General features: G+C 64.9%; 20 protein-coding genes. 6 read left to right on the top strand and 14 right to left on the bottom strand.

Features of this window, described 5'->3' with window-relative positions; translation table 11 throughout:
• Positions 1-34: 34 nt before the first annotated feature.
• From ACXR2W_RS09895 to bcp, 10 genes are all read right to left on the bottom strand, one after another.
• Positions 35-919, bottom strand: a complete 885-nt coding sequence (locus tag ACXR2W_RS09895) for a 2-hydroxy-3-oxopropionate reductase (protein WP_458814700.1) — start codon at positions 917-919, stop codon at positions 35-37.
• A gap of 190 nt (positions 920-1,109) precedes the next feature.
• On the bottom strand, positions 1,110-1,889 hold the full coding sequence (locus ACXR2W_RS09890) for a hydroxypyruvate isomerase family protein (protein ID WP_458814698.1): 780 nt from the start codon (positions 1,887-1,889) through the stop codon (positions 1,110-1,112).
• 233 nt (positions 1,890-2,122) lie between these two features.
• Entirely contained in the window at positions 2,123-2,938 is an 816-nt protein-coding gene (locus ACXR2W_RS09885) for a bifunctional allantoicase/(S)-ureidoglycine aminohydrolase (protein WP_458814696.1), read from the bottom strand.
• A 36-nt stretch (positions 2,939-2,974) separates the two neighbouring features.
• Positions 2,975-4,342: a DUF6986 family protein gene (locus ACXR2W_RS09880; RefSeq protein WP_458814694.1), complete on the bottom strand. Its 1,368-nt coding sequence runs from the start codon at positions 4,340-4,342 to the stop codon at positions 2,975-2,977.
• 9 nt (positions 4,343-4,351) lie between these two features.
• Positions 4,352-5,890: an NAD-dependent malic enzyme gene (locus tag ACXR2W_RS09875; protein ID WP_458814692.1), complete on the bottom strand. Its 1,539-nt coding sequence runs from the start codon at positions 5,888-5,890 to the stop codon at positions 4,352-4,354.
• 106 nt (positions 5,891-5,996) lie between these two features.
• A complete protein-coding gene (locus ACXR2W_RS09870; RefSeq protein WP_458814943.1) occupies positions 5,997-7,574 on the bottom strand; it encodes a nucleobase:cation symporter-2 family protein in 1,578 nt (525 codons plus the stop codon).
• 173 nt (positions 7,575-7,747) lie between these two features.
• Positions 7,748-8,662, bottom strand: coding sequence for a factor-independent urate hydroxylase (gene pucL, locus ACXR2W_RS09865; RefSeq protein WP_458814690.1), 915 nt, complete (start codon positions 8,660-8,662; stop codon positions 7,748-7,750).
• A gap of 6 nt (positions 8,663-8,668) precedes the next feature.
• Positions 8,669-8,995 (bottom strand): hydroxyisourate hydrolase, encoded by a 327-nt coding sequence (gene uraH / locus ACXR2W_RS09860; protein WP_458814688.1) that lies wholly within the window; start codon positions 8,993-8,995, stop codon positions 8,669-8,671.
• Positions 8,992-9,486 (bottom strand): 2-oxo-4-hydroxy-4-carboxy-5-ureidoimidazoline decarboxylase, encoded by a 495-nt coding sequence (gene uraD / locus ACXR2W_RS09855; protein ID WP_458814686.1) that lies wholly within the window; start codon positions 9,484-9,486, stop codon positions 8,992-8,994. Before uraD ends, uraH begins: the two co-directional genes overlap by 4 nt.
• A 187-nt stretch (positions 9,487-9,673) precedes the next feature.
• Positions 9,674-10,153 (bottom strand): thioredoxin-dependent thiol peroxidase, encoded by a 480-nt coding sequence (bcp, locus tag ACXR2W_RS09850; protein ID WP_458814684.1) that lies wholly within the window; start codon positions 10,151-10,153, stop codon positions 9,674-9,676.
• 244 nt (positions 10,154-10,397) lie between these two features.
• On the opposite strand from bcp, the gene ACXR2W_RS09845 reads away from it, so the two are divergent.
• Entirely contained in the window at positions 10,398-11,147 is a 750-nt protein-coding gene (locus ACXR2W_RS09845; protein WP_458814682.1) for an IclR family transcriptional regulator, read from the top strand.
• Between the two features lie 85 nt (positions 11,148-11,232).
• Here the strand turns inward: ACXR2W_RS09845 and aceE are convergent, their stop codons facing one another.
• A complete protein-coding gene (gene aceE, locus ACXR2W_RS09840) occupies positions 11,233-13,917 on the bottom strand; it encodes a pyruvate dehydrogenase (acetyl-transferring), homodimeric type (protein WP_458814939.1) in 2,685 nt (894 codons plus the stop codon).
• Positions 13,918-14,131: 214 nt separating this feature from the next.
• On the opposite strand from aceE, the gene ACXR2W_RS09835 reads away from it, so the two are divergent.
• Positions 14,132-14,983: an SDR family oxidoreductase gene (locus ACXR2W_RS09835; protein ID WP_458814680.1), complete on the top strand. Its 852-nt coding sequence runs from the start codon at positions 14,132-14,134 to the stop codon at positions 14,981-14,983.
• A gap of 327 nt (positions 14,984-15,310) precedes the next feature.
• On the opposite strand, the gene ACXR2W_RS09830 is transcribed toward ACXR2W_RS09835, so the two are convergent.
• Both ACXR2W_RS09830 and ACXR2W_RS09825 read right to left on the bottom strand, forming a co-directional pair.
• Entirely contained in the window at positions 15,311-16,096 is a 786-nt protein-coding gene (locus ACXR2W_RS09830) for an HAD-IIB family hydrolase (RefSeq protein WP_458814678.1), read from the bottom strand.
• A 15-nt stretch (positions 16,097-16,111) separates the two neighbouring features.
• A complete protein-coding gene (locus tag ACXR2W_RS09825; protein ID WP_458814676.1) occupies positions 16,112-16,555 on the bottom strand; it encodes a DUF6941 family protein in 444 nt (147 codons plus the stop codon).
• 54 nt (positions 16,556-16,609) lie between these two features.
• Here ACXR2W_RS09825 and argF point away from each other — a divergent pair, with 54 nt between their 5' ends.
• The 3 genes from argF (at position 16,610) to tyrS (ending at position 20,492) form a co-directional block, all read left to right on the top strand.
• Positions 16,610-17,533, top strand: a complete 924-nt coding sequence (gene argF, locus ACXR2W_RS09820) for an ornithine carbamoyltransferase (protein WP_458814674.1) — start codon at positions 16,610-16,612, stop codon at positions 17,531-17,533.
• A gap of 44 nt (positions 17,534-17,577) precedes the next feature.
• Entirely contained in the window at positions 17,578-19,014 is a 1,437-nt protein-coding gene (argH, locus tag ACXR2W_RS09815) for an argininosuccinate lyase (RefSeq protein ID WP_458814672.1), read from the top strand.
• Positions 19,015-19,205: 191 nt separating this feature from the next.
• Entirely contained in the window at positions 19,206-20,492 is a 1,287-nt protein-coding gene (gene tyrS, locus ACXR2W_RS09810) for a tyrosine--tRNA ligase (protein WP_458814937.1), read from the top strand.
• Here the strand turns inward: tyrS and ACXR2W_RS09805 are convergent.
• Positions 20,489-21,070: a helix-turn-helix domain-containing protein gene (locus ACXR2W_RS09805; RefSeq protein ID WP_458814670.1), complete on the bottom strand. Its 582-nt coding sequence runs from the start codon at positions 21,068-21,070 to the stop codon at positions 20,489-20,491. The two genes, tyrS and ACXR2W_RS09805, sit on opposite strands and share 4 nt — an antisense overlap.
• A 129-nt stretch (positions 21,071-21,199) precedes the next feature.
• Between ACXR2W_RS09805 and speB the strand changes: the two genes are divergently transcribed.
• The gene (speB, locus tag ACXR2W_RS09800) at positions 21,200-22,147 is read left to right on the top strand and encodes an agmatinase (protein ID WP_458814668.1); all 948 of its coding nucleotides are present in this window, start codon (positions 21,200-21,202) and stop codon (positions 22,145-22,147) included.
• Positions 22,148-22,350 lie beyond the last annotated feature (203 nt).

Here is a 22,350-nt window from a genome sequence, read left to right as displayed (position 1 = left end):
GTGTGTTATTGAGGTGATAGCGCGGGCGCGCCGGTTACGCGCGGCCGCGCCCCGAAAGCTCTTCGACGAGCAGCAGCAGCGCCGAGTGGTCGAGTGAGCCGAGGCCTTTCGCGCGGGCCGCGCCCATGATCTGGGCGGTGGCTGCTCCGAGCGGAATATGCACGCCCGCCTCGCGCGCCGCGGCGGTAACGATGCCCAGGTCTTTGTGGTGCAGGTCGATGCGAAACCCGGGTTCGAAACTGCGCGCGATCATGCCCGCTGCCTTGCGGTCGAGGATCCTGTTGCCCGCGAGCCCGCCCGCGAGCACTGCCACGGCGGCCTCGGTGTCGACGCCGTGAGCCTCGAGAAACACGAGAGCCTCGGCCACGAGCTCGATCGTGCCCGCGACGATCAGCTGGTTTGCGGCCTTCACGGTCTGGCCCGAGCCCGCGGGACCCACGTGCACGACCGTCGTGCCGACGGCCTCGAGCACAGGCCGCAGCGCTTCGACGCGTGCCGCGTCGCCGCCCACCATGATCGAGAGCGTGCCCTCGATCGCGCCGGCCTCGCCCCCCGACACCGGCGCGTCGAGCGCGGCGATGCCAGCCGCCTCGGCGGCCTGGGCGAGGCGCGTCGAGACATCGGGCCGGATCGTCGAAAAGTCGACCCACACCGCGCCGGGCGTCGCGTGTGCGAAGACGCCGTCCTCACCCGATACGACCGCTTCGACGTCGGGGGAATCGGGCACCATCGTGATGACGATGTCTGCGCCCGTGACAGCTTCGGCAATGGAGCCCGCGCCGGTGCCGCCCGCGGCGACCAGTTTGTCGACGGCGCCGCGGCTGCGGTTAAAGCCGGTAACGGTGTGACCGGCCTTGACGAGGTTGATGGACATGGGCAGTCCCATGATTCCGAGGCCGATGAAGGCGATGTTCGACATTGAATGCCCTTCTTGTAGTTCTTGTAGTTCTTGTAGTTCGTTTAGTTTCGTCATCCTGCGCGAGCCGTTTGGCTCGTCATCCTGCGCGAGCCGTTTGGCTCGTCATCCTGCGCGAGCTTGCGAGTCGCAGGATCCAGCCTGGATTCTGCGACTACGCGCAGAATGACAAGGGTCTACCGGTGGGTGGCGCCTAGGCGGTCGCGAACGCCCAGGCGAAGGGGTCTGGCTGAGTGGCTTTGTACTCGAGTGCGACGGGGCCGTGGTAACCCAGCTCGCGGCTGCGGCCGATCCACTCTGCGAGCGGCAGCGTACCGGTGCCGGGCTCGCCCCGTCCCGGGGCATCGGCGATCTGAATGTGCCCGAACCGTGCGGCGTGTGCCTCAATGACAGCGGGCACATCGTCACCGTTCGTTGCGAGGTGGTAGAAGTCGGCGAGCAGCTTAACGTTGTCGCGCTCGACTCGCGTGATCACATCCACGACGTCTTGGGCGGTCTTGAGCGGGTATGCCGGAGTGCCAGAGACAGGCTCTAGCAGCACGGTGCCCCCGATGCGGGCAACGCCATCGGCCGCGGCGCGCAGGTTCTTGACCGCGAGTTCGTCTTGCTCTGCGGGGGTGTGCTCGGTCTGCCGGTTGCCATAGAGCGCGTTGAATGAGCGAGTACCCAGTCGTTCACCGATGCCCACGACGACGTCGATGTTGTCTTTGAACTCACCGCAGCGACCCTTCCATGACACGAGTCCGCGGTCGCCCGCGGGCATGTCGCCCGCGAAGAAATTGAGCCCGGCCAGCTGCACGCCGGCACTGTCAATTGCGGCGACGAACGCGTCGACCTCTGCGTCGGCAGGCACGGCAGTGGCAAAAGGCCACCAGCACTCGATCGTGTCAAAGCCCGCAGCCTTCGCGGCGGCGGGCCGCTCGAGCACCGGGAGGTCGGTGAACAAGATGGACGTGTTGACGGTGTACGACATTGAATAACCTCAACCCTCTTCGGTGGTATTGCAGATACGAACTCATTTCACAAAGTGAAATAAAGTTTTTGAAGTGTGAAATTATCGTAGCTCGAAACGAGCTCGAGTGTCAACCCTCCAGCCTGCCTCGAGAGGGCGCAAAAATGGCGGTAGCCCCCGGCGAATAAACCGGGGGCTACCGCCACGAGCTACGGGCACAGCCGTGCAAATTGCGGCGCAGGCTACCGTGCAAGCTACAGCGTGATCTGGCGGTTCACATCCTTGTACAGCAGGTACCGAAACGGTCCGGGGCCGCCGGCGTAGCACGCCTGCGGGCAGAACGCGCGTAGCGAGAAGTAGTCACCGGGCTGTAGCTCAACCCAGTCATCGTTGAGCCGGTATACCGCGTTGCCCTCGAGAACGTAGATGCCGTGCTCCATGACGTGCGTCTCGAGAAACGGAATCTTGGTGCCGGGCTCGAGGGTCACGATCGTGATGTGCATGTCGTAGGCGAGGTCTGCCGGGTCGAAGAACCTGGTCGTCGCCCACTTGCCGTCGGTGCCCTCCATGCCGCCGGGGGTAACGTCTTGTTCGTTGCCCACAAAGGCCTTCGGGGTGAGCCCCGCCGCTGGTTCATACCGCTTACGAAACCAGTGAAACTGGCCCGCGGCGTCGCCCGTGTTGCGCAGCTTCCACGAAGCGCCGGCGGGCACAAAGGCATACCCGCCGGGGGTGAGCGCATGCGTCGTGCCATCGATGGTGATCGTGAAGTCACCGCTCAGCACAAAGACAAAACCCTCGACATCTTCTTGGGGTTCGGGGGCGTTCGATCCGCCGCCCGGTTCAACCTCCATAATGATCTGTGCGAAGGTTGTCGCGCCCCCCGCGACCGGCCGGTTCAACACCCAACCGCGGGTGCGCTCCCACTCGGGAAAGACGCTTGCGACGATGTCGCGCATCACAGAGTTCGGAATCACCGTGTAGGCGGTCGTAACGATCGCGGCCGAGCCGAGCGAGTCGCTCTGCGGTGGCATTTGCGGGTCAATCGTGGCGTAGCTTGCTGTACTCATGTCTCCCTTGAAGAGTCTCGTAGTGGGGGTAAAAATCTAGCGGCCCGGGTAAGCGAGCCGCACAAGCTGGGCCTCGGTGATGCCCACGCCTGACTGCAGCTCATCAGAGCTCACGGCGCCCGCGGCGACACCGCGGGCGAGAAATCCGGCGAGGGCGCGCGCCGTCGCCGGCTCGTCGAGAAAACCCGCGGTGTTGTGCTCGACATAGTTGCGCAACCGAGTCATCACCTGCTCCAGGCCGTCCCTAAAGAACGCGTAACTGGCGATAAACCGGCTGGGCAGGTGCGCCGGGTGCAGATCCCAGCCCTGATAGTAGGCACGCTCAAGCGAACGGCGCACGAGCCGAGAGTGCAGCTGCCACGCCGCGACGGCGCTTTCGACGTCGCCACCGGGAATCACGTTCGTTGAACCATCAGACAGCCGCACCCCGGTGCCGGCGGTAGCGACCTGCATCACCTGCTTCGCAAAGTCCGCCGCCGAGTGCTCCATCGACTGCTGCGCCGCCGCAATACCGAGCGAGGCCGAATAGTCGTAGGTGCCGTAGTGCAGGCCCGTGATCCGGCCCGCCCCGCGATGCAGCAGTTGCGCGACCGGCACAGTGCCGTCGGCCGCGATGATCAGCTGCGGGGTTTCGACCTGCACCTCAAAGGTGAGCCGGCCGTGCTCGAGCCCGAGGCGTGCTTCGAGCGTCTCCAGCAGCGCCACCATCGCCTCGACCTGCGCGACGGTGGTGACCATCGGCAGCGTAAGAATGAGGCCGTCGGGCAGCGAGTCGGGCCCCAGCGCATCGACCAGCGTCGTGACGAACAGGTCAAGCGTGCGAATACCGCGCTCGCGCGTGGGAGCTTCGAACGACTTAAACCTGATGCCCACAAATGGCGGTGCGGTGCCTGCGACGACATCGCGTGCGAGCTCGCGCGCGGCCCGCACCACCGCGGCGTCTTCGGCCTCATCACCCCGGTCACCAAAGCCATCTTCGAAGTCAATGCGCAGGTCTTCGATCGGCTCGCTCGCAAGCTTCTGCGCGGTGCGCTCGGCGATCACCGCGCGGTCGCGCTCGGGGACCCCGAGACGCGCGGTGAGAGTCTGCAGCGCCGCGAGCTGGTCGAGGGCCTCGTGTACTCCCGCCAGCGCGGTTGTCTCGGCCGCGAAATTGGGCACCGAGCTCGCCGCGAGTGCTGCGACCGCGCCGAGAGCGGCCTCACCCCACTCTGCCGTGACGCCGGCGTGATACTGATCGCCGGGCACGTACACGGTGTGAATGGGCTGGCGGCTGCCCGAGTCGCCGGGGTAGGCGGTGTCGAGCAGCCGGTCGGTCGCGGCGAGTGTGTTCGCGGCGGTGGCGTAGTCGCCGGCATCGAGCGAGGTCGTCGCGCGAACAGTGTGCGTCGTTGTCACTGGCATCTCCCGAGGCTATCGTGCGCCGGCAGCGATCGCGAGCGCCGCGAGCGCGGCGAGCTCTGCGTCGGGGTCTGGCAGCGCAGCTTGGAAGTCACCGAAGCCCGCGGCGGCCTGCTCGGTACGAGCACGGTCAGTGCCGGATCCGGCTGCCGCGCCTGCCCCGGCACCATCTCGGCGAGCGATCGCGACGATCGCCTCGGCCACATCGCGGGTCACCTCGCGGTCGAAGATGCTGGGAATGATGTAGCTCGAGTGCAGTTCGGTGTCGCTGACGCGGGCCGAAATGGCCTCGGCCGCGGCGACGAACATCTCGAGCGTGACCTCTGCCACACCCGCGTCGAGCAGGCCGCGAAAGACGCCGGGAAACACGAGCACGTTGTTGATCTGGTTGGGGTAGTCGCTGCGCCCGGTCGCAACGACCGCGGCGTGCTTGGCCGCGATCACCGGATCAATCTCGGGGTCGGGGTTGGCGAGCGCAAACACGATTGCGCCGGGGGCCATCGAAATCACGTCTGCTTCGGTGAGCACGTCGGGGGCCGAGACGCCAATGAAGACGTCGGCGCCGCGCACCGCGTCAGAGAGGGTGCCGGTGAGGTTATCGGGGTTGGTGTGCTCTGCGATCCACTTGCGATACTCGTCGGTGTGCGCGTGGTCGCGCGCCACGATGCCTGCGCGGCCGACGCCCACAATGTGGGTCACGCCCGAGGCCTCGAGGAGGCGAATGATCGCGTTGCCCGCTGCCCCAACGCCCGAGACCACAACACGAATGTCTGCGATGTCTTTGCCGACGACGCGCAGTGCGTTGTTGAGGGCCGCGAGCACCACGATCGCGGTGCCGTGCTGGTCGTCGTGAAAAATGGGAATGTCGAGTTCTTCGCGCAGCCGCGCTTCGATCTCGAAGCAGCGGGGCGCCGCGATGTCTTCGAGATTTACGCCGCCGTACACCGGTGCGATTGCCTTGACGATGCGCACGATCTCGTCGGTGTCTTGGGTGTCGAGGCAGACGGGCCACGCGTCGACGTTAGCGAACTGCTTAAACAGGGCTGCTTTGCCCTCCATGACCGGCAGCGCCGCCTCTGGCCCAATATTGCCGAGCCCGAGCACGGCAGAACCGTCGGTGACGACGGCGATCGTGTTGCGTTTGACCGTCAGATTGCGGGCGAGCTGCTTGTCTTGCGCGATGGCGCTCGAAACGCGGGCGACGCCCGGCGTGTAGGCCCGCGACAGGTCATCGCGGGTGCGCAGCTCCAGCTTGGGGGTGACCTCGAGCTTGCCGCCCAGGTGCATGAGGAACGTGCGGTCGCTGACGTGCGCGACCTCGACACCCGGCACGCGCTGGAGCGCCTGGCGCACATCATCGACGTGCTCGGGGCCCGAGGTGTTGGCCGTCATGTCGACGACGACCCGTTCGGCGTGTGACTCGACGACGTCGAGCGCGGTGATCTGGGCGCCAGCTGCGCCTGCGGCGGTGACGAGCTCACTCGTGACGCTGTAGCCCGAGGGGGCTTCAATTCGAATAGTGACTGAGTATCCGGGACTCGGGTTGGCCATGGTGATCCTCCTCGATCGTGCGGGGGCGCGCTCGCGTTATCGCGCTCGCACCCCCGCAGAACTGATGTGTTAGTGATGGGTAAATCGTGTGGTGGGCTAAAGACAGCTAGCGCCGTCGCCACGGAAGGCGCGTATTGCCGGTGTCGGCGCGAACCTTGTCGGCGGTCGGAATGTGCAGCGACGTGGTTTTCGCGCCCAGCTCATTGACGCGCACCACGGGTACCTCAGTGCCGTCTTTCGAGTAGAGCTTGCCGCCAACAAACGTGTCGCCGTCTTGCAGCGCCTGGACCTCGTCCTCGCGGACCATGCGGGGCGGGCTTGCGACGTCGACGTTCTTGTTGCGCGCGGCGCCGAAGTTGAGCTCGTTGAAGAGAATGTTCAGCAGAATTGCCATGATCGCGGCCGAAGAGATACCCGAGTGAAAGATCACCTCAAACCAGTTGGGAAACTGCGAGTAAATGTCGGGCTTCACGACGGGCAGCAGACCGAACGCGATCGAGGTGGCGACGATCACGAGGTTCATGTTGTCTTTGTACGACACCTTCGACAGCGTGCGAATACCCGAGGCGGCCACCGTGCCAAAGAGCACGACGCCGGCGCCGCCGAGCACGGGCGGGGGGATCGCGGCGGCGACGCGGCCGAGAATTGGCAGCACGCCGAGCACCACCAGAATGAGGCCGCCCGACGCGACGACGAAGCGGCTCTTCACGCCCGTGATGGCGACGAGGCCCACGTTCTGCGCGAACGCCGACTGTGTGAAGGAGTTGAATACGGGCGACAGAATGCTCGAGATCATGTCAGCGCGCAGGCCGTTGCCGATGCGCTTCGCGTCAACCTTCGACCCGGTGATCTCGCCTACCGCGAGTATGTCGGCGGTGGTTTCGGTGAGAATCACGAGCACCACAATGAACATCGAAATGATCGAGGCGACGTGAAACTCGGGCATGCCAAAGGCGAAGGGGGTGGGAATGGCGAAGATCTGGCCGTTGAAGATATTCGAGAAGTCGGCCATACCCATCGGCACGGCGGCGACGGTGCCCGCGACGAGGCCGATCAGAATCGCGAGGCGAGAGACCATACCGCGACCGAGCTTGCTCATGACGATCACAATCACGAGGGTGAGGCCCGCGAGGCCAACGGCCGCGACCGAACCGTAATTGTCGGCGGTAGCGTTGCCGCCCATGATCCAGTTGCCTGCGACGGGCATGAGTGAGAGCCCGATCGAGGTGATGACGACACCCGTGACGACGGGCGGAAAGAACCGTACGATCTGAGCGAAGAAGGGGGTGATGATGAAGCCCGCAATAGAGGCTGCAAGCACGGCACCGAAGATCTCGTTGATCGTGCCGCCGCCGCCAAGAATCGCGGTCATGGTCGCGACCGACGCAAACGAGACACCCTGCACGAGGGGCAGCTTCGAGCCAAAGAACGGAATACCGATGCTCTGCAAGAGCGTCGCGAGGCCGCCGATGAACAGGCAGGAAGCGATCAGCAGCGCCACCGCGTCAGGGCCCAGCCCCGCGGCGTTTCCGATGATGATGGGCGGGGCGATAATGCCGCCGTACATGGTGAGCACGTGCTGCAGGCCGTAGGCAAAGGACTTGCCCGCTCCGAGTCGTTCGTTCTCGGGCTGGCCGGTGACATCGATTGAGCCGGGGAGGCCGCGATGCTGCGATGGGCTCATGTCTGGGTCAGTGTCGCACTCCACCTGAATGTTGGTGCTGTTGGTGCGGGGCGACTTGTCGGTTGATTGGGCGTTGGCTGTTGTGTCTGTGTTACTCATGGCTGACCTCTTTGTCGTCATGGGATGTAGTGAGTGCGGGGTGGGCACCGTGCTGCGCCCACCCCGTCCCAGCGTTAGACGAACGCGGGGATTCCCTTCCACAGGGCGTCGGTGTCGCCCAGGTCTTCGCGGCGCAGCGTGCCCTCGATGAGACCGTAGGGGCTGTGCGCAGACCAGAACACCTCGTTGGGGTTCTCGAGCCCGAACGGCTTGAAATCGACGACGAAGTGGTGCAGGTTGGGCATGGAGAACTTGATCTCATCGATCTCGGGGTGCGCTTCGAGCACGGCCTTCCCCATGAGGTACTGCGTCTCCTGCAGCGCACGTGAGTAGTGGTTGGTGAAGGTTTCGAGCAGCACTTTGCGCACCGAGGCAAACGTGGCGTTGAAGTCTACGTCGGTCGTGTTGTACAGCCAGCGCGCCGTGACGTTCGTCGCCATGATGCGGTCGGTCGTCTCGGCGAGCGTCGTGTACTGATCTTTCGGGTAGCCGACGAAGCCAGATTCGGTGGTCTTGAGCACCGCGAGGTCTTCGAGACCCGAGATGACGTGCGGGGTGCCGTCGATGATCTTCACGACCGATGTGCGGGTCTCGCCGCCGGCGCCGCCACGGAAGAAGGAGTGATCGTGTTCGACGCCGTCGACGGCGATGCGCTCCCACGTGACCTGGCGTGCGCCCCACCGCCCGCCCGTGACCCACTCAAAGTTGTCGACGAAGTGCTGGCCGAGTCGCAGCAGGTAGTCCTCGGGCGAACCCACGCCCTCTTTGGCAAACGCGAAGACGGTGTTCTTCTGCGTGTCGGTGGGCACGACGTGCTCGTTGTTGCCGTCGTAGTAGGCGGTGGCAAAGTCGCCGTGTAGCTGCGAGATGACCGTCAGGTCTTCGATCGAGTGGCGGTTACCGTCTTTGGTAACGCGCACGAGATGGTTCTCGGCTTTGCCGTACTGGTTGTCACCGAGAACGACACGGCTCTGTGCGTTGTTGGTCATGTTGGGTTAGCTCCCTCTGTAGGTGGAATAGGCGAACGGGCTGAGAAGAATGGGCACGTGGTAGTGCTGCGTGCTGTCTGCGACGGTGAAGTCGATTGATACGCTCGGATAGAACGCTTCGACGCCCTGGCCCGCGAAGTACGAGCGCACCGCGAATGTGAGGCGGTAGTCACCGGGGTCGAGGCTGTCGGGCCCCAGGTCTTTGATGCGACCGTCTGCGTTGGTCGTGCCGGTGGCCATTTCGCTGCCATCAGCGCGCAGCAGCTGCACGGTCACTCCGGCGGCGGGCAGACCGCGCGAGGCGTCAAGAATGTGGGTCGTGATCTGACTCATGGCTGCAGGATTCCCTTCAGGCGCAGGGCGGCGATTTCAGCGAGCTGAGCGTTCGCTTCGGCGACTTCCGTGGCCGTGTCGTTTGCGAGCCTGCGCTGCAGCTCGGCGAGGATCTCCTCTGACGAGCGGCCCGCGGCGCGAATGAGAAACACGCGGTCGAACTTGGCCTCGTAGGCCGCGTTGCCCTCGCGCAACGCGCTCTCGATCGCGGTGCTCGTGGCGAGCCCTGCTTGTTCGGTGCGCGAGAGCTTGGCTTCAGCCCCGGATCCGCCCGCGCGCTCCCCGATGCGGGGGTGGTGCACGAGGGCGGCGTCCAGGTCGCTCAGCGTCCAGTGCGCGGCGGCGGCGTTGGCGGTGTCGACGACGTCTGAAAGCGACGCGTAGGGGCGACCGTCGACGACCGCCGAGACCCACGACTCGCTGTCAACGCAGGGCAACACGAGTGTCACCGCCGCGCTGCGCGGTAAAGCGTTAAAATCATTGAGCGGCATTGCTCACCTTTCTTAATTTCATGATGTGAAATTTAAGTTTCAGTTTGATTACAGACAATCAACCACGTTTTGATTCCCAGCACAAGTGTTAATGAAATTAATTTTTCACTTCAGGCGTCGGGTATCCATCTTGGTCACCCTGCGCGAGCGCCAGCGAGTCGCAGGGTCCAGCGGGGTTCAGTGTCGCTTACGCGATCCCCAGTGCCGTGCGCAGGGCGCTCACGTGCCCGGCGGCTTCGACGCGGTACTGCGCGAGCGTGACGTTGCCCGCCTCGTCGAGCGCAAACGTTGAACGCAGCACCCCGGTCACCGTCTTGCCTTGAATGTCTTTCTCGCCCCAGGCGCCCCACTCTCTTGCGGTGTTGCCTGAGGGGTCGCTCGCGAGGGTGAAGTCGAGCTGGTCCTGCGCCGCGAAGCGCTCGAGCGTCTCGCGGTCATCGGTTGAGACGCCCACTACGCGATACCCCGCGGCTGCGAGGCTCCCGAGGTTGTCTCGAAAGTCGCAGGCCTGGGTTGTGCACCCCGGCGTGAAGGCCGCGGGGTAGAAGTAAATGATCACCTTCGACCCGCGCAGAGTGTTGACTGATACGGGGTTGCCGGCCTGGTCGATCAGTGACAGTGCCGGTGCGGCATCGCCCGGGCGCAGGGTGCGTTCGGTAGCGTTCATGATGCAACTCCTTTGTTGAGTGTGCGCTACCCGTGAGTGTGCCTGAGCAAAATTATTGTGGGTAGCGCAATTTGGTTTCGAATAATGAAATTATCATTTCAACAGGTGAAACTGAAGTGACTCTGATGTGTGTATGCCCGAGATCAGTGGACGGGCGGTGGCACACGAAAGGTGATGAGACAAACGGCGGCGCGGGTCGCCACCCAAATACAGCCCACGCGATGCGGGGGCAGATGGAGACAACATGAGTGAGCAAACCAGCGGTGGTGTGCAATCGGTCGAGCGGGTGTTGGATCTGCTCGAGGTGATGGTCGAAGCAAAGGGCGCCATGGCGCTCAGCGACCTCGCCGAACGTTCGGGGCTGCCTATGCCCACCATCCATCGACTGATGCGCACGCTGTCAGGGCGGTCATACGTGCGCCAGCTCGGCAATAAACAGTACGTGCTGGGGCCGCGTCTTATTCCGCTCGGCGAGAGTGCGAGTGAGCGGCTGGGCGCGTATGTGCAGCCTGAACTCGGCAAGCTCGTCGAACACTTACAAGAGTCAGCAAACATGGCCGTGCTCGATGGTGACCACGTGCTCTATGTTGCGCAGGTGCCCTCACCGCACTCGATGCGCATGTTCACCGAGGTGGGCAGACGCGTGCCCATGCACAACACCGGCGTAGGCAAGGCGATCCTCGCGCAGCTCGACGACACCGACGTGCGCAAGATTGTAGACCGCGTGGGTATGCCCGTCGCGACCGAGCACAGCCTCGCCACCGTCAACGACCTGCTCGCCGACCTCGCAGTGATTCGTGAGCGTGGTTACGCGATCGACGATAACGAGCAGGAGATTGGCGTGCGCTGCTTCGCCGTCGCAATCCCGGGCTCACCGACGCCAGCCGCGGTGTCAGTGTCGGGGCCGGTGTCGCGCGTCGACGCGGCGTTCGGTGAGCGCGCGGTGCCGCTCCTGCAGCGTGCGGCCCAGGTGATCGGCGGCGACCTGCGCTAGTCGCGCTCCTGTGGGGCCACAGGTGGTGGTTATGAGGCATGATAACCACCACCCGTGGCCCCAGAGGGCCGTGCGCGATGTACGATTACGCGTCGCCCCCGGCGTTGCCGGTCGATCCGGCATTGACGTCGTCGAGTCGGTAGCGCTCGGCTGCGATGCGCGGTAGGTCAGCGGCGATGACGCCGTCGAGCGCGAGCGCCTCGAGCGTGCGCACCACGATCGACTCCACATCGATGCGGAAGAACCTGCGAGCGGCCGCGCGCGTGTCAGAGAAACCGAAGCCGTCTGCGCCGAGCGAGAGGAACCGGGCGGGCACGTACGGCGCGATTTGATCCGGCACTGCACGCATAAAGTCGCTCACCGCAATGACCGGGCCAGCGCCCGTGCGCAGCCGCTCGGTCACGAACGGCACCCGGGGCTCCGTGCCGTACAGCAGCGCCTCATCGGCGGCGACGGCGTCGCGCCGCAGCTCAGACCACGAGGTCACCGACCACACCTCGGCCGCGACGTCCCAGTCGTCGCGCAGCAGCTGCTGCGCGCGCTCAGCCCACGGCACCGCGACGCCAGAGGCGAGAATGCGCGCCGGGTGCGTGCCGCCCGACGCGGCCGCGACGCGGTGCATGCCGCGCACAATGCCGTCGACATCGACGCCCTCGGGCTCGGCGGGCTGCGAAATCGGCTCGTTATAGACCGTGAGGTAATACATCACATTGGGGTCTTCATGCGCTCCGCCGTACATGCGCTCGAAGCCCGAGCGCACAATATGCGCGACCTCGTAACCGTAGGCGGGGTCGTACGACACGACCGCGGGATTCGTCGACGCGAGCAGCGGTGAATGACCGTCGCCGTGCTGCAGCCCCTCGCCCATGAGCGTGGTGCGGCCCGCCGTCGCCCCGATCACAAAACCGCGGGTCATCTGATCGGCCGCGGCCCAGAACGAGTCGCCGGTGCGCTGAAACCCAAACATTGAGTAGAACACATAGACCGGAATCAACGGTTCACCGTGGGTGGCATAGCTTGTGCCGGCTGCGGTGAACGCGGCGACCGCACCCGCCTCGTTGATGCCGACGTGCAAGATCTGCCCCGAGACCGATTCCTTGTACGCGAGCAGTTGTTCGCGGTCGACCGACATGTAGCTGTGGCCCTTGGGGTTGTAGATCTTGGCGGTCGGAAAGTAGGCGTCCATGCCAAACGTGCGCGCCTCGTCGGGAATGATCGGCACCACGCGGTGCCCCATCTCTTTATCGCGCAAAATCTCGCGCAGCACGCGCGCGAAGGCCATGGTCGTGGCGGCCTGCTGAGCTCCGGATCCCTTGCGTGCGAGGTCATATGCTTTGGGGTCGGGGAGGGGCATGGGTGTGTGCGCGGTGCGGCGCTCGGGCACCGCGCCGCCGAGGGCGCGCCTGCGCTCGAGCATGTACTCGAGCTCGGGCGCTCCCGCCGCGGGGCGATAGTAGGGCGGGCGGTAGAGGTCTGCTTCGAGCGCCGCGTCAGAGATAGGAATGCGCAGCAGATCGCGAAAGTCGGTGAGGTCTTTGAGCGACAGCTTTTTCATCTGGTGTGACGACATGCGCCCCTCAAAGCTCGGGCCGAGCTTGTAACCCTTGACCGTCTTCACGAGAATCACGGTCGGTTGCCCCTTGTGCGTTGTTGCCGCCTGGTACGCCGAGAACAGCTTGCGGTAGTCGTGGCCGCCGCGTCGCAGGTTCCAGATCTCGTCGTCGCTGTAGTGTTCGACGAGCTTCGCGGTGCGCGGGTCACGGCCAAAGAAGTGATCGCGCACAAACGCGCCGCTCTCGGCCTTATAGGTCTGAAAATCGCCGTCTGGAGTGGTGTTCATGAGGTCGACGAGCGCGCGGTCGTGGTCGCGTGCGAGCAGGTCGTCCCACTCGCGCCCCCACACGACCTTGATCACGTTCCAGCCGGCGCCGCGAAAGAAGCTCTCGAGCTCTTGCATAATCTTCGTGTTGCCGCGCACCGGGCCGTCGAGGCGCTGCAGGTTGCAGTTGATTACGAAGGTGAGGTTGTCGAGGCCGTCGTTGGCGGCGAGCTGCAGCATGCCGCGCGACTCGGGCTCATCCATCTCGCCGTCACCGAGAAACGCCCACACGTGCTGGTCTGACGTGTCCTTGATGCCGCGGGCCTCGAGGTAGCGGTTGGACTGGGCCTGGTAGATCGCGTTCATCGGCCCGAGCCCCATCGAGACGGTAGGAAACTCCCAGTACTCGGGCAACAGACGGGGGTGCGGATAGCTCGGCAACCCGTGCCCGGCCCGCGATTTCTCTTGCCTAAACCCATCGAGGTGCGCCTCGCTCAGACGCCCCTCGACAAACGAGCGTGCGTACATACCGGGCGAGGCGTGCCCCTGGAAGAACACCTGGTCGCCACCGCCCGCGTGGTTCTTGCCGCGAAAGAAATGGTTAAACCCGGTCTCGTACAGGGTGGCGGCGCCCGCGTAGGTTGCGATGTGGCCCCCGACCCCGCCGGTTTGTGGCGACTGCGCGCGGTGCACCATGACCGCTGCGTTCCACCTGATCCAGGCGCGGTAGCGGCGCTCGGCGGCTTCGTCGCCCGGGTAGGAGGCATCGGCCGAGGCTGGAATCGTGTTCACGTAGTCGGTGCTCAGGGCCGCGGTGGACGGTGCTGCTGCCGGTGCGGGAGTGCGGGGCGCAGTGAGAGCGGCCGCGGTGAGAGCACGGTTCTTGGGGTCGCCCGCCCGCGTGCGCTCGAGTGCACTGATGGCGAGCTCGCGCGCTTCAGGGGTGAGCATACTGCCGATCGCGTCAAACAGAGTAGAACCGGTCTGAGCGGTGGGTGTGTGCTGGGCCACGTACAGCGCTGACTCAGCGAGATGCGGCGCGGCATCTTGGATCGACTCAGGGGCAGGCGAATGGTCTAACATATGGCTACTTTCTCGTATATAGAAATACTTGTTTCACGATGGTGTGGGTGGGCGGTGTTGCCCGGATAGGAAGTCTTGAAGAATGAACGCGACGAACAACGTGCCCGGCTCAACGCAATCGCAGGCGGTGCCCGCAGTGCAGGCCGGCCAGACGGCGCACGCATTGCAGACGGAGCAGGCGGCGCAGGGTCCCTGCGCGGTTGTGACGGGTGGCGGCTCAGGCATCGGCCGGGCAGTAGCGCTCGAGCTGGCGCAGCGTGGCTGGCGTGTGGCCGTGCTGGGCCGGCGCGAGGAGGCGCTCGCCGCCACCGTGAGTCTTGCTGCGGCCGGGCAGATTTTTGCGGTGCGGGCTGATGTCACAAGTGACGCCGACGTGCGGGCCGCGTTTGCGCGCGTGTATGAACTGTTTGGGCGCATCGACCTGCTGTTCAACAATGCGGGGGTGCCCGGCCGCGGAGCCCGCATTGACGAGATCGACCCCGATGAGTGGCGGCGCGTGATCGACGTGAACTTGACCGGCAGCTTTTTGTGCGCGGCGGCCGCGTTTCGCATCATGGCCGCGCAGGTGCCGCGTGGCGGGCGCATCTTGAATAACGGGTCGATCGCTGCAAGGTGCCCGCGCCCGCACGCTGCCGCATACGCGGTGTCAAAACACGCAATCACGGGGCTGACCAGGTCCATTGCGCTCGATGGTCGTGCCGTGGGTATTACCGCGGGGCAGGTGGACATTGGCAACGCCCAGACCGAGTTGCTCGCTGGCTTTGCCACGGGCGGTGGCGCGCTGCAGCCAGACGGGCGCTTGCTTGTGGAACCGACGTTTGCGCCCGAGCATGCAGCCCGCATGATCGCCGACGTCGCGAGCTTACCTGCGACGACGGCGGTGCCCGAGCTGGTCATCACCGCGGCGGGTATGCCGTATGACGGTCGCGGCTGAGTCGAAACGGCGCACGTGAATGGGGTGCGGGATACGTGGCGCGTTGGAATGGAGGGGCAGGTGGGGCTGTGCGCCAGTGGCATGGTGGCTTCGCTCTCGGTGACGTCTCTGTCGCGATCGGTGAGTCTTTTTCGTAATGTGAAACTATAATTTCAAATTAGAAAAGATTTCACCACAAGCCGCCCGCGCTGTCAATCGCTCGACGGGGAGGCCCCCATTTCACGAGTCGGTATCAAAACGACGAGCCTGCCCGATAAATACGTACTTATCGGGCAGGCTCGTCATTTCGATACCGTTTGGTGGGGGCGTGCGGGCCGCAGCGCCGCGCTACGCCGCGGCTGCCGCCTCGAGCAGCTGCTCGAGGTAGGCGGCGGTGTCTTCCCACCCCGCAACCGCGTGGCAGGTCACTCCCATCGCTAGAACGGGGTAGTCGTTGCCATCGGGGTCGAGGCGGTCGCCAATGAACAACATGTCGCCCAGGGCAACGCCGGTGAGCGCTTCGAGTTTGCGCATGCCGTACGCTTTGTCGATGCCGCTGCGGGTGATGTCGACCGAAGTTGAACCGCCGCTGCGCACTTCAAGGTCGGGCAGCCGCGCCGCCACCGCGGCGCGCAGCGTGTTCTTCTTCTCGCCGGTCGGGTCCCACAGCGCCTTCGCGGCGACGGGCGCGCGCTGGCCCAGCGCCGAGAACGTGACCTGCGAGCCGCGGTCTTCGAGCACTTCGCCCCAGGTCTTGGCCTCCCACAGCCCCAGCCGCTCGGCCTCCGAACGCAGTGCAGCGAGGGCGCGGTCGCGCTCGTCGGCGGTGAGATCTTCCTTATAGACCGTCACCCAGGCGCCGTTTTCCCGGCGCTCATAGCGAGTGCCGCATGTGGGCAGTAGGTGCAGACGTTCGAGCTGCTCCTCGGTGAGCTCGGCGTGAGCGTCGAGCCGAGACACAAGCTGCTGCTCGAACTGCTCGAAATTGCCGCCCGAGATCACGGCAACGCGGGTGCGCTCAAGCAAGCCAGCAAGAGCAGACAGAATGCGCTCGGGAGCGGGCGACTTCGACGGGGCGAGCGTGTCGTCGAGGTCAAACGCGACGAGCGCGGGCAGCGCGGAGAGTGCTTGCATGCTAGTGGTCACCTGTTACTCGTCGCCTTCGGTCGGTAGTTCTTCGTCAAGATCGGGCAGCGTGGTTGCGTTCGCGTAAAATCGCACATCGACGCGTTCGAGCCCCTGGCCCTCAAAGATGATGCGGTAGCTGCCCGTCATGGGTACGACAACTTCTTGCAGCGGCAGCACCATAGGAATGTACCCGAACGAGTCACTCGCGTGGCTCAGGCTAAACGTGCCGTCGATGCTAAAGATTTCGCCGCCGCCCGCCGCGGGCTCACACCAGGCCTTAAAGCTGCGGTGCTGTTCACCGCGGCGCGCTTCGATCTCGTCGTATTCAACGACGACGACGAGCGTCGCGCCGAGTGCGGCCGGAAATTCTTCACGGTTAATCGTGTTGATGAACCCCGAGAGCACGCTCAGTGTGCCCTCGCGCAGGTTGGCCGCATCGGCCAAGAATGCTGCTGCAACGCGCATCGGCGCCTCCCATTCGTTGTGCCCACAACTCTATCGGGGCGCTAAGCTGGCGGGGTGACTAGGCACTTTCTACGCGACGACGACCTTTCTCCGGCAGAGCAGTTGGAGGTGCTCGAGCTCGCGGCCGCGCTCAAGCGCGACCGATTCTCGCGCCGCCCGCTTGAAGGGCCTAAATCTGCGGCGGTGTTTTTCGACAAGACGTCGACGCGCACCCGCTTTAGTTTCGCCACGGGCATCTCAGATCTGGGTGGCAACCCGATCATCGTGAACCCCGGTGAGGCGCAGCTCGGCGCGAAGGAGTCGATCGCCGACACCGCCAAGGTGCTCTCGCGCATGGTGGAGCTGATTGTCTGGCGCACGTTCGCGCACGAGGGTCTCGAAGAAATGGCGGAGAACGCGACTGTTCCCGTCATCAACTCGCTGTCTGACGATTTTCACCCCTGCCAGATCCTCGCCGACCTGCAAACCATTCGCGAGCAGAAGGGCGATCTGAAGGGCCTCACCGCCACCTATGTTGGCGACGCCGCCAACAACATGGGGCACTCGTACCTGCTCGGTTTCGCGACCGCGGGCATGCATATTCGCGTGGCGGGCCCGGCGGGCTACGAACCTCGCGAAGACATCGTTCATGACGCTCGCCGAGTAGCGGCCCAGTCGGGCGGCAGCGTCGAGCTCTTCACCGACCCGGTCGCCGCAGTTACCGGCGCCGACGCTGTCATTACCGACACGTGGGTATCGATGGGGCAAGAAGATGAGAAAGCCGACCGTATCGCGACCTTCGGCGCGTACCGCGTGACGGGTGAGCTCATGGCTCACGCGAAGCCCGACGCGATCTTCTTGCACTGCCTACCCGCGTACCGCGAGTACGAGGTCGCCCCCGAGGTCATCGATGGCCCGCAGAGCGTGGTGTGGGACGAAGCCGAGAACCGAGTGCACGCGCAGAAAGCGCTGATGGCCTGGCTGCTCGACCGCGCCTAACCCACACCAAGATTTACGCGTAACCCATACGTAAGGAACACCACATGACTGACTCAAGTCTCACCAACGAGGCCGGCAACCGCGCGGCCGAGGCCGGCGCCCTCTGGGGTGGCCGTTTCGCGAGCGGCCCGTCGCCCGCGCTGGCGGCAATCTCGAAGTCGACCCAGTTCGATTGGGTGCTCGCCCCCTACGATATTCGCGGCTCGAAGGCGCACGCCACCGCACTCGCGGCTGCCGGATACCTCACCGAAGAAGACCTGCAGACGATGCACGCGGGCCTCGATGAGCTCGCCGCCCGCGTCGCCGACGGCCGGGCTGTTCCGGCAGAAGACGACGAAGACGTGCACTCGGCGCTTGAGCGCCTGCTCATCGACATCGTGGGGGTGCAGGTGGGCGGCAAGCTGCGCGCGGGCCGCAGCCGCAACGACCAGATCGCGACACTCGTAAGAATGTACCTGCTTGACCACGCAGCGGTGATCCGGAACATGCTGCTCGACCTGCTTGACGCACTGCACGAGCAGGCCACGAACCACATTGATGCGATCCTGCCGGGCCGCACGCACTTGCAGCACGCGCAGCCGGTGCTGCTCGCACACCAGCTGGGCGCGCACGCGTGGCCCATCGTGCGCGATCTCGAGCGCCTCGCCGACTGGTCGAAGCGCGCGAGCGCGTCGCCCTATGGCGGCGGAGCGCTCGCCGGTTCGTCACTGGGCCTCGACCCGCGCATCGTCGCCCGCGAGCTGGGGCTGGGTGACCCGCTCGAGAACTCGATCGACGGCACCGCCGCCCGCGACGTGGTCGCAGAGTTCACGTTCATCTGCGCCCAGATCGGCATCGACCTGTCGCGCCTGAGCGAAGAGATCATCATCTGGAACACCAAGGAGTTCGGCTTCGTCACGCTGCACGACGGCTACTCCACGGGCTCGAGCATCATGCCGCAGAAGAAGAACCCCGACATCGCTGAGCTCGCGCGCGGCAAGTCGGGCCGCCTGATCGGTAACCTCACGGGCCTGCTCGCCACCCTCAAGGGTCTGCCGCTCGCCTACAACCGTGACCTGCAAGAGGACAAGGAGCCCGTCTTCGATTCGATCGCGCAGCTCGAGGTGCTGCTGCCCGCGTTCACCGGCATGGTCGCGACGATGCGTTTTCACACCGAGCGCATGGCCGAGCTCGCACCGCAGGGCTTCTCGCTCGCGACCGATGTCGCCGAGTGGCTCGTCAAACAGGGTGTCATCTTTAGGGACGCGCACGAGATCTCGGGCGAGATGGTGCGCTTCTGCGAGGAGCGCGGCATGGAGCTGCACGAGCCCACCGACGCGCAGCTCACCGAGATCTCTGAGCACCTGACACCCGCGGTGCGCGAGGTGCTCACGATCGAGGGGTCCGTGAACTCCCGCGTCGGCGCGGGCGGCACGGCGCGCGTGCGGGTCACCGAGCAGCTCGAGACCCTCGCTGGCAAGATCGCCGCGTTCCGCGCGTAGCTCGCCCCGCGCGCTGCACGCAGCGCAACTGCACTCGCGCAGGATGATTTCTCACGAATCATCCTGCGCGAGCTCGTTTCCGCGGCGTGCGTGTGTCGCAAGAAGCATGATCCGGATCGTGCCGCGCGCCGTCACCCGCGCGAAACGCTAGGATATGAGGCGTGTCTGTAACGAACGAACGCAACGAGATCATGGCCGCCCAGCGCAACGATGACAGCTTCGCCACACTGTGGGACGAGCTGGAATGGCGCGGGCTGGTGCACGTTTCGACCGACCCCGAGGCGCTCAGTGAGCTGCTCGAGGGCCAGCCGTTCGCGTATTATTGCGGCTTCGACCCGACCGCGGCGAGCCTGCACCTGGGCCACCTCGTACAGCTGTTGCTGATGCGCCGGCTGCAGCTGAAGGGCCACATGCCGCTGGGGCTCGTGGGCGGTTCGACCGGCCAGATCGGTGACCCGCGCCCCACGGCAGAGCGCACACTCAACTCGCGCGAGACGATTGCCGAGTGGGTAACCGCACTCGGTGAGCAGGTCTCGAAGTACCTGAGCTTCGAGGGCGAGAACGCCGCACGCCTTGTCAATAACCTCGACTGGACCGCACCGCTTTCGGCGATCGATTTCTTGCGCGAGATCGGCAAGCACTTCCGTGTCGGCACGATGATCAAAAAGGACATCGTTGCCAAGCGTCTTAACTCTGACGAGGGCATCAGCTACACCGAGTTTAGCTACCAGATTCTGCAGGGGCTCGACTACCTCGAGCTGTACCGCCAGTACGACTGCAAGCTGCAGTCGGGCGGCAGCGACCAGTGGGGCAACCTGACGAGCGGCACCGAGTTGATTCGCAAGGTCGAGGGCGCGCACGCGCACGCGATCGGTACGCCGCTCATCACTAACTCTGATGGCACCAAGTTCGGCAAGAGCGAGGGCAACGCGATTTGGCTGAACCCCGAGATGTGCTCGCCGTACGCGTTCTACCAGTTCTGGCTCAACCAGGCCGACGCAGACGTGGTCGAGCGTCTGAAGGTATTTACGTTCCTGTCGCGCACCGAGATTGAAGAGTATGCGCAGCAGGTGGCCGACGAGCCGTTCAAGCGTGCCGCTCAGAAGCGGCTTGCGCTCGAAGTGACGACCCTGGTACACGGCCAGGCGGCCACGCAGGGTGCGATCGATGCTTCGGCCGCACTGTTTGGGCGCGGTGACCTCGCAACGCTCGACGCACTCACGCTCGCGGGCGCGACAGACGCGCTGCCCCAGGCTGCCGCCTCGGCGGGCGACGAGATTGCGCAGCTGCTCGTCGACACTAAATTGGTCGGTAGCTTGAGCGAGGCGCGACGCGCGATCAAGCAGGGCGGCGTGTACGTGAACAACGTGGCCGTCACGGCAGAAGATCAGGTGCTCACCTCAGCCGACCTGCTGCATGGCAAGTTCGCGGTGCTGCGCCGCGGCAAGAAGACGCTGGCCGCCGCGATCGCGGGCTAGTTCGAACCACTCCAGGCGGCCGGTGCGAGGATCCAAATGACCTCGGCGCCGGCCGCTTGCGTTTCCCAGGTGTGCGGTGTGCGACCGGGGAACGTGAGGGTGTCGCCCGCGGTGAGGGCCGTGCGGCCACCCGCAAACACGAGTTCCACTTCACCCGAGATCACGTGAATGCTTTCGACCTCGCAGTTGACGGTGTAGAGCTTTGCTCCACCACTTGCGCGCGGGGCAAGCGACGAGCGCAGCACCTGCACCCGCTGTTCAGATCGCGGGGTCACGAGCCGCTCGTCGGCGCCCGAGCCACCCATGTTGATGGCTGGCGCATGTTCGAGCGCGATCAGTTGCACGTCGGGTTCTTCAAACAGTGACCCGACGGGCAGTGACAACGCTTGGCACAGTTGCACGAGCGTGGGAACGCTCGGCATTGTGTCGTCGCGCTCGATGCGGCTCACGAACCCTTTGGTGAGCCCGGCGGCCTGCGCAAGCTGCTCAATCGTGAGTCCCTGGGCGAGGCGAGATGCTCGTAGCTTGGCGCCAATGCGCACCGGATCGGTACCCGCGGTGGGGTGAATGGGGCGCATCTGAAACTCCTCGCTACTGGGCTCGCGCGGTCGCGTTGACCCGGGCCAGGATCCAGCCTATAGTGTGATTAAAGTTCACTAGTAGAACTCATGAGTTTACTCACAGAAAACTTGAAAGGATGGGATGCAGTGACTGAACACACTCCCCAGGGCCCCGTCGACGCGAGCCTGACCCCTCGTTACGCAGGAATTGCGACGTTCGCAAAGCTGCCCCGCATTGAAGATGTGCCGAGCGCCGACATTGCCGTCGTTGGTGTGCCGTTCGATACCGGTGTGAGTTTTCGCCCGGGTGCCCGCTTTGGCCCGAACCACGTGCGTGAGGCGTCGCGGCTGTTGCGCCCCTACAACCCCGCGCAAGACGTCTCGCCATTTGCCTTGAAGCAGGTCGTCGATGCCGGTGATATTGTGGCGAACCCGTTCAGCCTCGACGAGGCCGTCGCTCAGATTGATGCCGCTGCAACCGAGCTGGGCGAGAAGGTCGACAAGATCGTGACGATCGGTGGCGATCACACGATCGCACTGCCGCTCTTGCGTGCCATCAACAAGAAGCACGGCCCCGTAGCGGTGCTGCACTTCGACGCGCACCTCGATACTTGGGACACCTACTTCGGTGCGCCGATGACGCACGGCACCCCGTTTAGGCGCGCGTCAGAGGAGGGGCTCATCGACATGACCGCCTCGATGCACGGCGGCACCCGCGGCCCGCTCTATGGCAAAGAAGACCTTGTGCAAGACGCGGAGCTTGGGTTTCAGATCGTCACGACAGAGTTCATTGAAGAGAACGGTGTGCCCGCCGCGCTCGAGAAGATTCGCGCTCGGGTGGGCGACAAGCCGCTCTACATCTCCATCGACATCGATGTGCTCGACCCCGCGCACGCGCCGGGCACGGGTACGCCCGAGGCAGGTGGCCTCACCAGTCGTGAAATGCTGCGCATCATTCGCGGACTCGCTGACCTCAACATCGTCGGCGCCGACGTCGTCGAGGTGGCGCCGGCTTATGACCACGCGCAGATCACCGCGGTAGCGGCCAGCCACGTGGTCTACGAGCTGGTCACCGCCATGGCGGCGCGCGACTAGGTTCGATCGAAGTGCGGGGTGGCCGCTTCTGGCGGCCGCCCCGTGCGCTGTTTCGCGGAAGCGATGCATTCGGGGCCCGAGCGACACGCCCGGCGCTGGGGCTCGGGTTGCCCTGCGGGGCGAGACTGCGTAATGTTATCTCTTGTCGCCGCAACGAAGCCGGGCCGCAGAGCGGGCCGGCTGAATTAGCTTGCGGTAAACAC

It is taken from the genome of Leucobacter faecis (assembly GCF_054456695.2).
Note: the sequence above shows the minus strand (reverse complement) of the source record. Positions and strands in the feature narration are given on the sequence as shown.